The following is a 14,518-nucleotide window of genomic DNA, read 5'->3' as shown; positions in this document are numbered from 1 at the left end:
TTTAGTAACTTGATAGACTTTTAATTTTCTTCAAAAAACTAATTAATGCTTCAAAAGCTATTTTCGTCGTTTTTTGAATTCTAATCTAAAATAAACAGCATGAAAAATCAAATTCAATTACCTAGTCTTCCTTATAAGGAGAATGTGCAAAAGAAGATGACCTTACATCTGTTTTTACAGATTATTGGGAAAATTCGTTTAAAAATGACTCCCAGAAAAAATCACTGGTGGTATATTACAGAATATGTCGAAACTCGTGGATTTACAACAGGTCCTATTCCCTACAATTCAGGAGCAGATCAGTTTGATATAGCAATTAATGTACAAGATCATCAATTAGAAGTTAAAACAAGCCAAGGAGATTTTGAGCACTTCCCTTTGAACGACAAACTTACGGTTGCAGATTTTTATAAAAATTTAAAAGAGATACTTAATAAACTCAACATAGCAGTTTCTATAGTAGATAAGCCTTTCGATTTAAACATAGACAAACCATTTTCAAAGATTACGGAATACCATCACTACGATAAAAAGTACACTAAAGATTTATGGAGATCGATGTTATGGATAGGCAATGTGTTTAAAGAATTTAGTGGTCGTTTTTACGGCAAATCTTGTCCTGTTCAGCTTTATTGGCATTCATTTGATTTGGTAGTTACTAGGTTTAATGGAAATGAAGCACCTCCTATGCCTGCGGAAGCGAGATTATCTGATAAAGATGCTTATTCGCATGAATGTATAAGCTTTGGCTTTTGGGCAGGGGACGAAAATGTTCCAGAACCTGCATTTTACTCTTATACTTATCCATCTCCTGAAGGAATTGACAAGGAAGAAATATCACCTAAATCTGCCGAATGGATTGAAAGCAATGGTAGCCCTATGGCCCTTTTAAAGTATGAAGCCTTGTTGAAATCAGAAAACCCTAGAAAAGATTTACTTGACTTTCTAGAGTCTACTTATCAAGCAGGAGCTAAAAAAGCTAATTGGGATATTGAGAAATTTAGAGTTCCTGAGTTAGAAAAATTATAAAAAGTAATTTATATTTAAGACCACTTAAAACGAAATAAAATGACAAAATTAGAACTAGAAGATAATGGCAAAAAGGGACGTTTTGTTATTTATGACAATAATGAAGAAGCAGGTGAAATGACTTTTACTTGGGCTGGAAAAGAAAAGTTTATTATTGACCATACAGAAGTGGATGATAAGTTTGGTGGAAAAGGATATGCCAAGCAACTTGTAATGGCAGGTGTTGATTACGCTCGTGAGAACGACTTAAAAATTATCCCACTTTGTCCATATGCAAAAATGAGATTTGATAGAGATGAAAGTTTAAGAGACGTCTTGGCTTAAACTTAAATTATAAATTCATTTAAACAATTAAAATAAATTATGTCTAATACCGAATTAATTATAGAAGAACGCGCTGCCGATATTGGAAACTTTATGGTTGGACGTTTATTACCTTTCAGACAAAAACGATCTGTAGGTCCATTTACATTTATCGACCATATGGGACCATCAACTATGACTAAGGACCAAAACCTTGATGTTGCACCCCACCCTCATATAGGATTGTCAACCCTAACCTATTTGTTTGAAGGATCTATACAACATAAAGACAGTCTAGGTTCAGATATCGAAATTAAGCCTGGAGCTGTTAATTGGATGACTGCAGGTAAAGGTGTGGTTCATTCTGAAAGAACACCTGATTATTTAAGAAATACCGAAAAAACCTTACACGGACTTCAAATTTGGGTAGCCTTACCTAAGCATTTAGAACAATCAGAGCCTACTTTTTTTCATATAAAAGAAGAAGATATTCCACATTGGAAAGAACAAGGTGCAGAGTTTAAGTTAATTGCTGGTAAAGCTTTTGACAAAACCTCACCAGTTCCTGTACACAGTGAGTTGTATTTTATTGAAATAAAAAGCACAGAAAAACAACAAATCACCATTGGTGAAGATCTTTATGGAGAAAGTGCCTTATATATCTTAAACGGAAGTATTAATGCAGACGGTTATAATTACGAACCTAAACAAATTCTAGTTGCTAAGGATAGCAAACTGTGCTCCTTTGAAATGGCACCGAATACAACCGTTTATATTTTTGGCGGAATTCCCTTTGAAGAAGAACGATATATCCATTGGAACTTTGTAAATTCAGATAAAGAAGTTATTGAAAAAGCAAAGAAAGATTGGAAAGAACAAAATCTAGAAGCTTTTCCAAAAGTGGTTGGAGATGAAAACGAGTATGTTCCACTTCCAGAACCACGCAGGTTATGAAAACTGGGAGACTAGAGGCCTTTAGCGACGGCGTATTAGCCATTATCATCACTATTATGGTTTTGGGTATGAGTGCTCCAGAAGGTTATACTTTTGATGCATTAAGACCTATACTACCAGTATTTCTTACTTATCTATTAAGTTTTGTATATGTTGGGATTTATTGGAATAATCACCATCATTTGTTACAAGCAGTGAACCGAGTAAACGGGAAGATTTTATGGGCCAACCTTAACTTACTGTTTTGGCTTTCACTTTTTCCATTTGCCACAGATTGGATGGGTAAAAATCATTTTGAAGCTAATCCTACGGCAATCTATGGTGTAGTATTATTTATGGCTGCTGTAGCATTTAAAATAATGGTATATTGTGTAATCCTTAGCGAAGGTAAAAATTCGAACATAGGCAAGGTTTATAGTAAGGACAAAAGAATGAATTTATCGCTATTATTATACTTTTCAGGCGTTGTTTTTTCTTTCTTTATCCCAATCATTAGCTTAATGATATATTTAGGAGTTGCCTTGATGTGGATTGTGCCAGACCCGAGAATTGAAAAAACTTTAAAAGATTAATATTATGGACACGAAAGAGTATTCAAATGGAGAAGTAACCATATTATGGAAAGCCGAAAAATGCATCCACTCAGGTATATGTGTAAAAACATTACCAAAAGTTTACAATCCTAAAGAAAGGCCTTGGGTAAAACCAGAAAATGCGACATCAGAAGAGTTAATTAATCAAGTGTCTAAATGCCCTTCTGGAGCTTTAAGTATAAAGCAATAAGTCAAATTTGAATAATAAAAACTATTACTCAAATCGATTTTAACTTGCTTTAACCTCAAGGCAGTATTATAAAATGAAAAAGCTATACTCAAATTCAATTTTACTTGAATTGATGTATAGCTTTTTACATTATTAGTGACCGCGGAGGGATTCAAACCCCCAACCCTCAGAGCCGAAATCTGATGCGCTATTCAGTTGCGCCACGCGGCCATTAACAATATTTAAACACGAAATAATTTTTTCTTATAAATTCATATCGATCACAACCGAAATCTAATGCACCCAGCCCGAACGTGCCTAACGACAGTTCGGCTCGGGCGGATATTCAGTTGCGCCCAGTGGCCAATTAAGTTTTCAAAAATATCTTCTTTTGAAGAATTAATAAAATCTAAATTAAGACAACCTTGATTTTACAACTGTCGATATCGTTTTCCCATCTGCTTTTCCTGCCAGTTTTCCACTAGCAATGCCCATAACTTTTCCCATATCTGCCATAGAAGAAGCTCCAGTTTCTGCGATAATTTCATCTACTATTTTGCTTACTTCTTCAACACTTAGTTGCTTTGGCAAAAACTGCTCGATTACTTTAGCTTGAAGCAATTCTGGCTCAGCAAGATCCTCACGTCCTTGTTCCTTATAAATAGCAGCACTATCTTTTCTTTGTTTTACTTGCTTTTGAAGGATTTTAATTCCTTCTTCTTCAGAAATTTCTTGTTTAGAACCTGTTTCAGTTTGAGCTAAAAGCAATGCTGATTTAACAGATCGCAAAGCTTCTAATGATTGAGTGTCCTTTGATTTCATTGCGGCTTTCATAGCCTCCATCACCTTATCTTGTAAACTCATTATAGTGTTTTTTTGTAAGCACGAAGATACTTATTTAAGCTGAAAAGTATCAGCATATAGATTCACTTTTTTTAATCTTAAATACCATAAATCAAAAAGGTCCGAAACCAATTAAGATTTCGGACCTCTACTTTAAGTGGGGAGAAATATTCACTTAGTTAATCTACATTATCGTGTAAAAATGAGTTGTTTCTACGCAATTCAATTCCGTCATCTTCTATGTTTACAGAAGTTCTAGAAATTGTTGGCTCTTTACTAGTATCATTAAGATCTATACCCATGCGCTTATAAGCGGGTTGTCTTTCAATTTCATCTATACGTGAAGGACTATTCTTAAACTTGTAATTAAACTCCTTCATTTTACGCTTGCGCTCTTCCGTACGATCGCTTAGTATCTTTGAAATAGGAGAGTTTAACGGATCTTCTATTTCCTTACTTTCGCTATCATTTGGAGATTGCTCAGTTACTGTTCTTTTAACAAATTCAATTTCGTTTTCCTCAATAGCTTCAGACTTATGGTTTGATGGTTTTGCGTTATTTAAGGTATTTTCAACCTCTTGATAGTCATCTAAACTATATCTTTTAATACCATCATCTGAAACTTCAGTTACAGGCACAACTTCAACGTGATCTTCAACCTCTATTTCTTCGAGATTAAAAATTGTTTTCTCTTCTCTATTATTTGTCTCTGCTGGTTTTCTTTCAACAGGTTTTATAGGAAGATCAAACATTAATATTTGATCGTCGTTGTCTTCAACTACTGGCTTAGAGTGTCCAACTTCTTCCGCAGTATTTTTTGTTGAAGCCTCAACAATAACAAATTCGTTTACATTTATTTTATCTACTTCTACTTGTTCAAACTCTTCTATTCTTTCAGCTTTTACCTCTTCGTATGAAACCGGTAAATTCTTTAGAAGCTCTGAAGTATTTATATATCCTTGAAACGATGGTCTTTGTTCAATCTCATCATCGTCAAAAAGCGTGTGTTTAACCACAGGGGCTTCAGCTTTAGGCTGAGAAGTGATAGGAGTTTCTGGCAGTCTTACAGGTCCAGAAGTAGCTTTTGGTGTAAGATTTTGCTCCGCTTTTTGATCATCTCCAAGCGTGTGGATTATTTTTTTTGTTTCGGTGTTTACAATTTCATTTTGTTGTTCAACATTAAATCCTGTGGCGATTACAGTAATAGAAATTGATCCTTCTAAGCTTTCATCTTCACCAACACCCATAATAATATTGGCACTGTGTCCAGCTTCATTTTGAATGTGATCACTGATTTCACCTATCTCATCGATAGTAATCTCGTCGGACCCAGAAACGATAAGCAACAATACGTTTTTGGCACCTTTAATTTTATTATCGTTAAGTAATGGAGAATCTAATGCTCTTCCTATACCTTCTTTTGCTCTATTTGCACCAGATGCAGTAGAACTACCCATAATAGCTGTTCCACTATTAGAAAGAACTGTTTTAGCATCTCTAAGGTCAATGTTTTGAGTGTAGTGATGTGTAATAACTTCGGCTATACCACGAGCAGCGGTGGCCAAGACTTCATCAGCTTTAGAGAAACCAGCTTTAAAGCCTAAGTTCCCATAAACTTCACGAAGTTTATTATTATTAATTACCACTAATGAATCTACATTTTGACGTAGTTTTTCAACGCCAATTTGAGCTTGTTCATTTCTTGTTTTACCTTCAAATTGGAAAGGAATAGTGACTATACCCACAGTAAGTATATCCATATCCTTTGCCATTTTAGCGATAATTGGAGCGGCACCTGTTCCGGTACCTCCACCCATACCAGCGGTTATAAAAATCATCTTGGTATTTGTAGTTAGCATAGATTTAATTTCTTCCATACTTTCTACAGCAGATTGTTCACCAACCATCGGATTTGCTCCTGCACCTAAACCTTCAGTTAAGGAAACCCCTAATTGAATTTTAATAGGCACTGGGCTATTTTCTAATGCCTGTGCATCTGTATTACATATCACGAAATCTACTCCCTTTATGCCCTGACTGAACATATGGTTAATTGCATTACTACCTCCACCACCAACGCCAATAACCTTAATCACATTTGATTGGTTTTTTGGCAAGTCGAATGAAATGTTCTCAAATTCTGTGTTGCTGCTCATATTTTTATTTTTAATTGCAATTTTTATTTTTCTTCTCTTTCTTTTATTATTCTGCGTTATCGAGGAACTCTTTAAATTTTTCGGCCCATTTGTCAAAAATACCTCGACCACGTCTAGTGCCTTTTTTTTCTTCTTCTACTTCTTCTCTTTCAGCTTCTACTTCAGGATGCTGAACCGCTTCTTGTTCGTCAGTCTCTTTAACTTCCTCTTCAGTTGGGAATGTTCTCATCAATGATGATTTCTCCTTACTTTCAAGACTATTCATCACTAGCCCTACTGCTGTTGCATACATCGGACTTGTAGTTTCAGGGTCGCTATCTCCAGCTAAATGTTCGTTTGGATATCCAATTCGTGTATCCATACCTGTTGCGTACTCTACAAGCTGTTTTATATGCTGAAGCTGAGCTCCACCACCTGTTAGCACAATACCAGCAATTAATTTCTTCTTCTGCTCTTCGTGCCCGTAATTTTTTATTTCAATATACGCTTGCTCAATAATCTCCATAACTCGAGCGTGAATTATTTTTGAGAGATTTTTTAAGCTAATTTCTTTTGGCTCTCTTCCTCTTAATCCTGGGATTGAAACAATTTCATTGTCTTTATTCTCTCCAGGCCAAGCAGATCCAAATTTTATTTTAAGAAGTTCAGCTTGTTTCTCGATAATCGAACAACCTTCTTTAATATCGTCTGTGATTACATTACCTCCAAAAGGAATTACTGCCGTGTGACGAATAATTCCATCTTTAAATATCGCCAAGTCAGTTGTTCCACCTCCTATATCGATTAATGCTACTCCAGCTTCTTTTTCTTCTTGACTTAATACAGCTCTTGCTGATGCTAAGGGCTCCAGTGTGATTGCCGATAGCTCTAACCCTGCACTTTTTATACAGCGTCCAACATTTCTAATTGAAGAAACCTGACCTACAACTACGTGAAAGTTTGCTTCTAAACGCGCACCGTACATCCCGATAGGTTCTTTAATTTCTGCTTGTCCATCAACTTTATAATCCTGTGGTAATACGTGAAGAATTTCTTCCCCAGGAAGCATTACAAGCTTATGAACTTGGTTACATAAAGCATCAATATCTTCATCCTTAATAACCTCCTCACCATCTGGTCTAGTAATGTAATCGCTATGCTGAAGGCTTCTAATATGTTGTCCCGCGATACCAACAACAACATCCTTAATCTTCATTCCTGAAGAAGTTTCTGCATCTTGTACCGCTTGTTGAATGGATTGAATAGTTTGTGTAATGTTATTTACAACACCACGATGAACGCCAAGACTTTTTGCCTTGCCTATCCCCAACACTTCCATTTTACCATAATCATTTTTTCTACCAATCATAGCTACTATCTTGGTAGTTCCTATATCCAATCCTACAGCAATATTATCGTTTTCCATGGCCTTACTTTTTTGTGGCTATAACTTGACTATCAAATTTCAAGTTCACCTTGTTGTACCCGTATAGCGTACTATCTTTTTTTGTTTTTTTATAAAATGCTTTAAAGTTTTGAAACTTCTTTTCAATGCTTACTGGTTTCCCAAAAAATACATTAAAATTTACTTTTCTTAATTCCAGTTCAATCTCTCCATCTGCCCGTTGATGAACCCCAATAACGCTCCTTTTCATAAACTCATCTTCCTTTATTTTCAGCAATAAGTCAGTAAGTTCAGAGAACTCACTTTCTGAAGTACCACTAATTATCGGAACTCTTGCTGAATACACTTCAGATAACGGCATTACTTTTCCGTCTGAATCTAAGTAATAATCTGGTGTAGCAGACACTCTACCAATGGGTTCGCGCTGTTCTATCCTTGCGCATAACTTTCCATCTATGGTTACATACACCTGAGCATCGCGAATCATAGGGTTTCCTATCAATCTATACTCCATCTCTCTCAAAGCTAAGGCTTCTTTAGATATGTCCGAAACCTTCTCGTAACTTTGTATCAACAATTTATTAACGTTATCAAAAGTGATAAAAGGGCTGTTATCATCAACAAAAACAACGTCTATTTTACTAATTTTTCTCGCCTCATTTCGCTTTTTTGTAAAGCTAAAAAGGAAGCCAATTAATCCCAGCAAAAGAATAAGTTTTATGTAAATAATACTACGCCTCATCTTTAAATTTTTGGGTTAACTTATTAACTTCGGTACCAATGTCTCCGGCACCTACCAACAATTTTACTCTACAATCCGACTGTGATAAAACTTCAGCTAAATCTGATTTTGAAACCAAGATTTTATGCTGAGAATCAATCTGATTTAACAACCATTCTGAAGTAATTCCTTCAATTGCCTCTTCTCTAGCAGGATAGATATCCAGCAATACCACTTCATCAAATTGTGAAAGACTTCTCGCAAAACCTTCTGCAAAATCTCTTGTTCTTGTGAAAAGATGTGGCTGAAAAACAATCTGCTTACGATTATTTGGATACATTTCTTCAACAGCTTGATACAAAGCGTCTATTTCAGTAGGATGATGTGCATAATCATCTATTAAAACAAGTTTATCAGTTTTAATTTTATATGAGAAACGGCGTTTTACCCCTTTAAAACTCGCAATTGCGTTTTTAAGACAAGAAACTGATACCCCAGCTAACAATGCCATTCCCATTGCCATAATAGCATTGGTAAGATTGTGATGTCCTGGCAAATTAAATGTAAGATCTTTAATTACCTCATTTGGTGTTTTCAAATCGAATAGATATGCTCCATCTTTTACCCTTACATTTTGGGCTTCATAATCTGCAGTTTCTTGAACCGCAACAGTCATTCCGTTTAAAGGCAAGCCTATCTTTATAAAAACGTTTTCTTTTTTATCAACTAGTTCTGCAAAAGTTGTAAATGCATTTTCAATTTCTGAAGCGTCTCCATAAATATCTAAATGGTCAGCATCCATAGAAGTTACACAAGATATGTCTGGACGAAGTTGAAGAAACGAACGGTCAAATTCATCTGCTTCAACCACTGTAATTTCACTTCCTTTATAAATAAAATTGGAATTGTAATTCTCTGCAATTCCTCCCAAAAATGCTGTTACCGGCATGTTACAAGCAGCCAATAAATGTCCTAAAATTGCAGAAGTTGTAGTTTTTCCGTGTGTACCTGCTACAGCTAGACAAAGTGTATTTTTGGACACCTCTCCTAAAAGCTGAGCGCGTTTTACAATTTGAAACTCTTCAGAAATAAAATAGTTTAAAATTTTATTGTTCTTAGGAATTGCAGGGGTGTAAACTACCAAAACATTATGCTTTGCCTTCACCTCAGATTGAAGTTCTGAAATTTCATCTGTAAAAGTTACTGGTATCCCTTCTGCAACCAATTCGTCTGTTAAGTCAGTTGAGGTTTTATCGTACCCAAAAACAGCCTTACCTTGCATTTTGAAATACCGTGCAAGAGCACTCATCCCAATGCCGCCAATACCTACGAAATAAAAGGTCGTTATGTTTTTTAGGTTATTCATTAATTGTTGTTGTTCAATAATTTCTCAATCTCTTCAACTATTTCTTTTGTGGCATTTGGTTTTGCCAATGCCAATATATTTTTTGAAAGCATTTCCTGCTTTTCTATAGAGGAAATTAAATCTGAAAATTCCTTTTCAAAATTTGTATCCAACTCATTTTCTTTAATCAAAATAGCAGCATTTTTTTCCGAAATTGCCAACGCGTTTTTTGTTTGATGGTCTTCAGCAACATTTGGCGAAGGGATAAATACAACTGGTTTTCCCACCAAACATAATTCTGAAACCGATAGCGCTCCCGCTCTTGAAATAATAAAATCTGAAGCTGCATAAGCCAAATCCATTCTGTTTAAAAAAGCATGGACTTGTACATTTTCATTTCCTTTATTCTTATAGGTTTCTTCGTAAAATTTCCCGCATTGCCAAATAACTTGTAAGTTGATTCTTTCAAAAAACGGCAATGACTTTTCAATTAATTGATTTATTCTCCTAGCACCTAAACTACCTCCTAAAACCAAAAGTGTTTTTTTATCCCTATTCAGGTTAAAGAAAGTAAGTGCTTCTTCTCTTTTCAAAGAAATATCCAACAAATCTTGTCTTACTGGATTTCCCGTTAACTTTACTTTTTCAGAAGGAAAAAATTTCTCCATTCCTTCATAAGCCACACATATTTTCTGAACTTTACTACTTAGCCATTTATTGGTAATTCCTGCGTGACTATTCTGCTCTTGAATTAAACAAGGTATATTTTGCTTTGCAGCCATTCGCAACAGTGGCGCACTTGCATAACCTCCAGTTCCAATTGCAGCATCAGGTTTAAAAGTTTTTAAAATAGACTTTGATTTCATTAAACTTGAAACCAGCTTTAACGGGAAAGCTAAATTTTGCAATGAAAGACTGCGTTGTAATCCAGAAATCCAAAGACCTTTTATTTTATATCCTGCTTGTGGGACTTTTTCCATCTCCATTCTATCCTCTGCTCCCACAAATAAAAATTCAGCGTCAGGGAAACGAGTCTTCAACTCATTTGCAATAGCAATAGCTGGGTAAATATGCCCCCCAGTACCGCCTCCTGATATGATGAATTTTTTGTTTTCCAATTTTTTGTTTTCTTCTTTATTACACTAACAACACTTGTTGTATTCTATATGGTTTCACTTAAAACATCAAGTGGATTTTCTTCCTCTTCTTCTTTTGCTGGAACTTCTCTTTTTGCACTCACACTCAAAATCATTCCCAACGCCAAACATGTCATCCAAATAGAGGTTCCACCACTACTGATTAAGGGTAAGTTTTGTCCAGTTACAGGAAATAATTCGACTGCCACAGCCATATTTATCATCGCCCTGAAAATAATGGGAAAACCTACACCAATGACTAGTAGTTTGGTAAACACCGACGGTGCTTTATGAGCCACTACCACTATTCGAAATAACAAAAACAGATATATAGCCATTAAGGTTAACCCACCAACTAAACCAAATTCTTCAACTATAATCGCATAAATAAAATCTGATGAAGACTGTGGTAAGAAATTCTTCTGAACACTTTTTCCTGGACCTAATCCAGTAATACCTCCCGAGGCTATAGCAATTTTTGCTTTTTCTATTTGATAATCTGCTTCTGTATCTTCTTTATCAGCAAAGTTTTCAACCCTACTTATCCAAGTGTCTACACGGTTGGGAAATACTCCAGGAAATGCTTTGGCAGTTAAAACAAACAATGTTAAAAACAGCACCCCTGCACTAAGTATAATTCCAAGATACTTTAATGGATACCCTCCAACAAAAACAAGCATAACAACCATTACAAAAAATATTGCAGTGGTAGAAAAGTTAGCAGGTAAAATCAAACCAAGAACAATAAACACTGGCCCCCAAAGCAGTAAAAGTGTTTCTTTAAAAGAAACTTCTTTATCTTTAATACGAGACAAATACCGCGCTACATAGGTCATTAATACTACCCCTGCTAGGGTTGATGTCTGAAAGGTAATCCCTACAAATGGCAACCTAATCCATCGGCTGGCGTTTGCACCCCCTATAGTTGTACCTTGTGATAACGTAATTACCAACAGGAATACTATAATAGGCAACCCAATTATAGAGAGCCCTCCAAAGTAATTATAGGGTATTCTATGCACTGCATACAACACAATAAAACCTAAAATTAAATGGGCTAGATGTCGTAATAAAAAAGGCAATGTATTTCCATCATTGTTATACAAATATGCAAGATTGCTACTTGCACTATAAACAGGCAGGAAAGATATAAGTGCTAGAAGCCCTACTATCCCCCAGATTGCTCTATCTCCTTTTGTATATTGGAAAATATTTATCATTTACCTTTTTCCGCTATTGGTTTATGTTTTTGATTCTTTTTTATGCCTTATTACAAGTTTCTTACAGCATCTTTAAACTGCCTTCCTCGGTCTTCGTAGTTTTCAAATAAATCGAAGCTTGCACAAGCAGGAGAAAGTAGAACTGTATTATTTCTTTCGGCTAATTTATACGCAACTTGAACAGCCATTTGCATTGAATCTACTTCAACGATTGTATCCACTATATTGCCAAAAGCACTAATTATTTTTTGATTATCAACACCTAAGCAGATAATTGCTTTTACCTTTTCATTAACTAATGGAAGTAATTCGTTGTAATCATTGCCTTTATCAACACCTCCAACAATCCAAACAGTTGGATTTTCCATACTATCTAATGCAAAATATGTAGCATTTACATTTGTTGCCTTGGAATCATTAACATACATCACATTATTGATTTTAAGCACATTTTCAAGTCTGTGTTCTACGCCGTGAAACCCTTCAAGACTTTCTCTAATTGTTTGTTTACGTATTCTCAATAATGTAGCTACGGTTGATGCAGCCATTGCATTCTTTACATTGTGTTCTCCCTGTATTCCTATTGTTGCGATTGGCATAGTGAATTCTGTATTATTTATTTTAATTATTATATCGTTATCTCTTCTAAAAGCTCCTTGTTTCAATTCTTTTTTTAATGAAAAAGGAAGCGGTTGTGATTTTATGGGATTCTGTGAAAGCCATTTTATGATTTCTTCATCGTCGGCATCATAAATAAAAAAATCTTGCGATGTTTGATTCAATATTATTCTGAATTTGGACTCGATATAATTTTCATATTTATAATCGTATCTATCCAAATGATCAGGACTCAAATTGATTAATGCTGCAATGTGAGGTGAAAATGTTTCAATACCATCTAGCTGAAAACTACTTAGTTCTAATACGAAGTGATCGTATTTAGATTCTGAAACTTGTTCTGCAAAACTCTTTCCTATATTACCTCCAAGAGCAACATTTAACCCACCGTTTTTCAATACTTCATAAGTTAAACTTGCAGTTGTAGTCTTCCCATTACTTCCTGTAATTCCAACAATTGTCGCGCTTGTATATTTAGATGCAAATTCAATTTCTGAAATCACCTTTACTTTATTTTCGCGCAACTTTCTTACTATTGAAGCAGTTTCAGGAATACCTGGACTTTTCATTACAACATCGGCAGAAAGAATTTTCACTTCAGAATGACCTCCTTCTTCCCATTCAATCTCATTATTTAAAAGAACTTGTTTGTACTTATCTTTTATTTTTCCAAAGTCTGAAACAAACACTTCAAACTTCTGTTTCTTACCCAATATGGCCGTGCCTACTCCACTTTCTCCTCCACCAAGAATGACCAATTTTCCTTTCATGTTTACTTATGTTTTCGTTAAAACGTGAAACTTCACGTCTCTATCGAATTTTTAGCGTGACGATGGTTATTATCGCCAAGAATATTCCTACAATCCAAAATCGTGTTACAATTTTGCTTTCATGAAATCCTTTTATTTGATAATGGTGATGCAATGGCGACATTCTAAAAATGCGTCTTCCCTCACCATATTTTTTCTTTGTGTATTTAAACCAACCTACCTGCATTACTACAGATAGATTTTCCATTAGAAAAATTCCGCAGAGGATTGGGATTAACAACTCCTTTCTTACTGCAATTGCTATAACTGCTATAATTCCACCAATAGTTAAACTACCGGTATCCCCCATAAACACTTGTGCGGGGTAGGTGTTATACCATAAAAACCCAATAAGAGCCCCAACAAAGGCAGTGATAAATATGGTCATCTCTCCCGTATTGGGGATATACATTATGTTGAGATAGTCGGAGAAAATAACGTTACCCGAAACCCAAGCAAACAATGCTAGTGTTACCCCTATTATTGCTGAAGTTCCCGCAGCAAGTCCATCTATTCCATCGGTTAAATTTGCTCCATTTGAAACTGCAGTAATTATAAAAATCACAATCGGTATAAATATCAACCACACATAGCTTTTGTAGCCCTCTCCAGCCCAACTAATTAAAGTGGAGTAATCGAATTCATTTTCTTTTACAAAAGGAATAGTAGTTAACATCGACTTATCCTTTACATAAAACTGATCTACTGGTCCTTTGGCTATAATTTCGGTTTGAGCTCCTGGTGTTGTAGTATTGTGCTGCACTACGATATCTGGATGAAAGTACATTGTAACCCCTACAAAAAGCCCTAATCCAACCTGACCAATTACCTTGAACCTCCCTGGTAATCCTTCTTTATCATTTTTAAACTTTTTGATATAATCGTCAATAAAGCCAATTACTCCCATCCAAAGTGTGGTAACAATCAAGAGGATTACATAAATATTTTCAAGTTTTGCAAATAGTAAAACAGGGATTAATGTTGCTAGAATTATTATTATTCCGCCCATCGTTGGCGTTCCTGCTTTTTCATTTTGACCTTCTAAACCAAGATCGCGGATAGACTCACCAACTTGTTTTCTTCTTAGATAGCTAATGATCTTTTTTCCATAAACTGTTGCAATAAACAGCGATAAAATAACTGCTAAACTTGCTCGGAATGTAATGAAGTTAAATAACCCCGCTCCTGGCAAATCGTATGTTTTGTCTAAGTATTCAAAGAGATAATAGAGCATTAGA

14 protein-coding genes and 1 tRNA gene are annotated in these 14,518 nt (G+C 35.2%); 5 read left to right on the top strand and 10 right to left on the bottom strand.

Going from position 1 to position 14,518, the window contains the following annotated elements; translation table 11 throughout:
- Nucleotides 1-99: 99 nt before the first annotated feature.
- The 5 genes from G3A46_RS04205 to G3A46_RS04185 are packed head-to-tail and all read left to right on the top strand — an operon-like array spanning nt 100 to nt 3,069.
- Nucleotides 100-1,029: a DUF5996 family protein gene (locus G3A46_RS04205; protein ID WP_165146616.1), complete on the top strand. Its 930-nt coding sequence runs from the start codon at nt 100-102 to the stop codon at nt 1,027-1,029.
- A 39-nt stretch (nt 1,030-1,068) separates the two neighbouring features.
- The gene (locus G3A46_RS04200; RefSeq protein ID WP_165146613.1) at nt 1,069-1,353 is read left to right on the top strand and encodes a GNAT family N-acetyltransferase; all 285 of its coding nucleotides are present in this window, start codon (nt 1,069-1,071) and stop codon (nt 1,351-1,353) included.
- A 39-nt stretch (nt 1,354-1,392) separates the two neighbouring features.
- Entirely contained in the window at nt 1,393-2,286 is an 894-nt protein-coding gene (locus G3A46_RS04195; RefSeq protein ID WP_165146610.1) for a pirin family protein, read from the top strand.
- A complete protein-coding gene (locus tag G3A46_RS04190; RefSeq protein WP_165146607.1) occupies nt 2,283-2,858 on the top strand; it encodes a TMEM175 family protein in 576 nt (191 codons plus the stop codon). The genes G3A46_RS04195 and G3A46_RS04190 overlap by 4 nt, the downstream gene beginning before the upstream one ends.
- Nucleotides 2,859-2,862: 4 nt before the next feature.
- Nucleotides 2,863-3,069 (top strand): (4Fe-4S)-binding protein, encoded by a 207-nt coding sequence (locus tag G3A46_RS04185; RefSeq protein ID WP_165146604.1) that lies wholly within the window; start codon nt 2,863-2,865, stop codon nt 3,067-3,069.
- Between the two features lie 136 nt (nt 3,070-3,205).
- Here G3A46_RS04185 and G3A46_RS04180 read toward each other — a convergent pair.
- The 10 genes from G3A46_RS04180 to mraY form a co-directional block, all read right to left on the bottom strand.
- A tRNA-Arg gene (locus tag G3A46_RS04180) sits at nt 3,206-3,279 on the bottom strand.
- Between the two features lie 183 nt (nt 3,280-3,462).
- On the bottom strand, nt 3,463-3,912 hold the full coding sequence (locus G3A46_RS04175) for a GatB/YqeY domain-containing protein (protein WP_165146601.1): 450 nt from the start codon (nt 3,910-3,912) through the stop codon (nt 3,463-3,465).
- Between the two features lie 158 nt (nt 3,913-4,070).
- Nucleotides 4,071-6,047 (bottom strand): cell division protein FtsZ, encoded by a 1,977-nt coding sequence (gene ftsZ / locus G3A46_RS04170; RefSeq protein WP_165146598.1) that lies wholly within the window; start codon nt 6,045-6,047, stop codon nt 4,071-4,073.
- Nucleotides 6,048-6,093: 46 nt separating this feature from the next.
- Complete coding sequence (gene ftsA, locus G3A46_RS04165; RefSeq protein WP_165146595.1) at nt 6,094-7,452, bottom strand: cell division protein FtsA; 1,359 nt, start codon at nt 7,450-7,452, stop codon at nt 6,094-6,096.
- 4 nt (nt 7,453-7,456) lie between these two features.
- Nucleotides 7,457-8,173 carry a cell division protein FtsQ/DivIB gene (locus G3A46_RS04160; RefSeq protein ID WP_165146592.1) on the bottom strand — a complete coding sequence of 239 codons (717 nt, stop codon included), beginning with the start codon at nt 8,171-8,173 and terminating at the stop codon, nt 7,457-7,459.
- Complete coding sequence (gene murC, locus G3A46_RS04155; RefSeq protein WP_165146589.1) at nt 8,163-9,518, bottom strand: UDP-N-acetylmuramate--L-alanine ligase; 1,356 nt, start codon at nt 9,516-9,518, stop codon at nt 8,163-8,165. Before murC ends, G3A46_RS04160 begins: the two co-directional genes overlap by 11 nt.
- On the bottom strand, nt 9,518-10,615 hold the full coding sequence (murG, locus tag G3A46_RS04150; protein WP_165146586.1) for an undecaprenyldiphospho-muramoylpentapeptide beta-N-acetylglucosaminyltransferase: 1,098 nt from the start codon (nt 10,613-10,615) through the stop codon (nt 9,518-9,520). The genes murC and murG overlap by 1 nt, the downstream gene beginning before the upstream one ends.
- Before the next feature lie 44 nt (nt 10,616-10,659).
- Complete coding sequence (locus tag G3A46_RS04145; protein WP_165146583.1) at nt 10,660-11,853, bottom strand: FtsW/RodA/SpoVE family cell cycle protein; 1,194 nt, start codon at nt 11,851-11,853, stop codon at nt 10,660-10,662.
- A gap of 50 nt (nt 11,854-11,903) precedes the next feature.
- The gene (gene murD, locus G3A46_RS04140; RefSeq protein WP_165146580.1) at nt 11,904-13,241 is read right to left on the bottom strand and encodes a UDP-N-acetylmuramoyl-L-alanine--D-glutamate ligase; all 1,338 of its coding nucleotides are present in this window, start codon (nt 13,239-13,241) and stop codon (nt 11,904-11,906) included.
- Between the two features lie 40 nt (nt 13,242-13,281).
- Nucleotides 13,282-14,514 (bottom strand): phospho-N-acetylmuramoyl-pentapeptide-transferase, encoded by a 1,233-nt coding sequence (gene mraY, locus G3A46_RS04135; RefSeq protein ID WP_165146576.1) that lies wholly within the window; start codon nt 14,512-14,514, stop codon nt 13,282-13,284.
- Nucleotides 14,515-14,518: the final 4 nt, after the last annotated feature.

This window comes from Aequorivita sp. KMM 9714 (assembly GCF_011065475.1).
In the GTDB taxonomy this organism is placed as follows: domain Bacteria; phylum Bacteroidota; class Bacteroidia; order Flavobacteriales; family Flavobacteriaceae; genus Aequorivita; species Aequorivita sinensis.
This window is presented reverse-complemented; position numbering and strand designations above follow the sequence as displayed.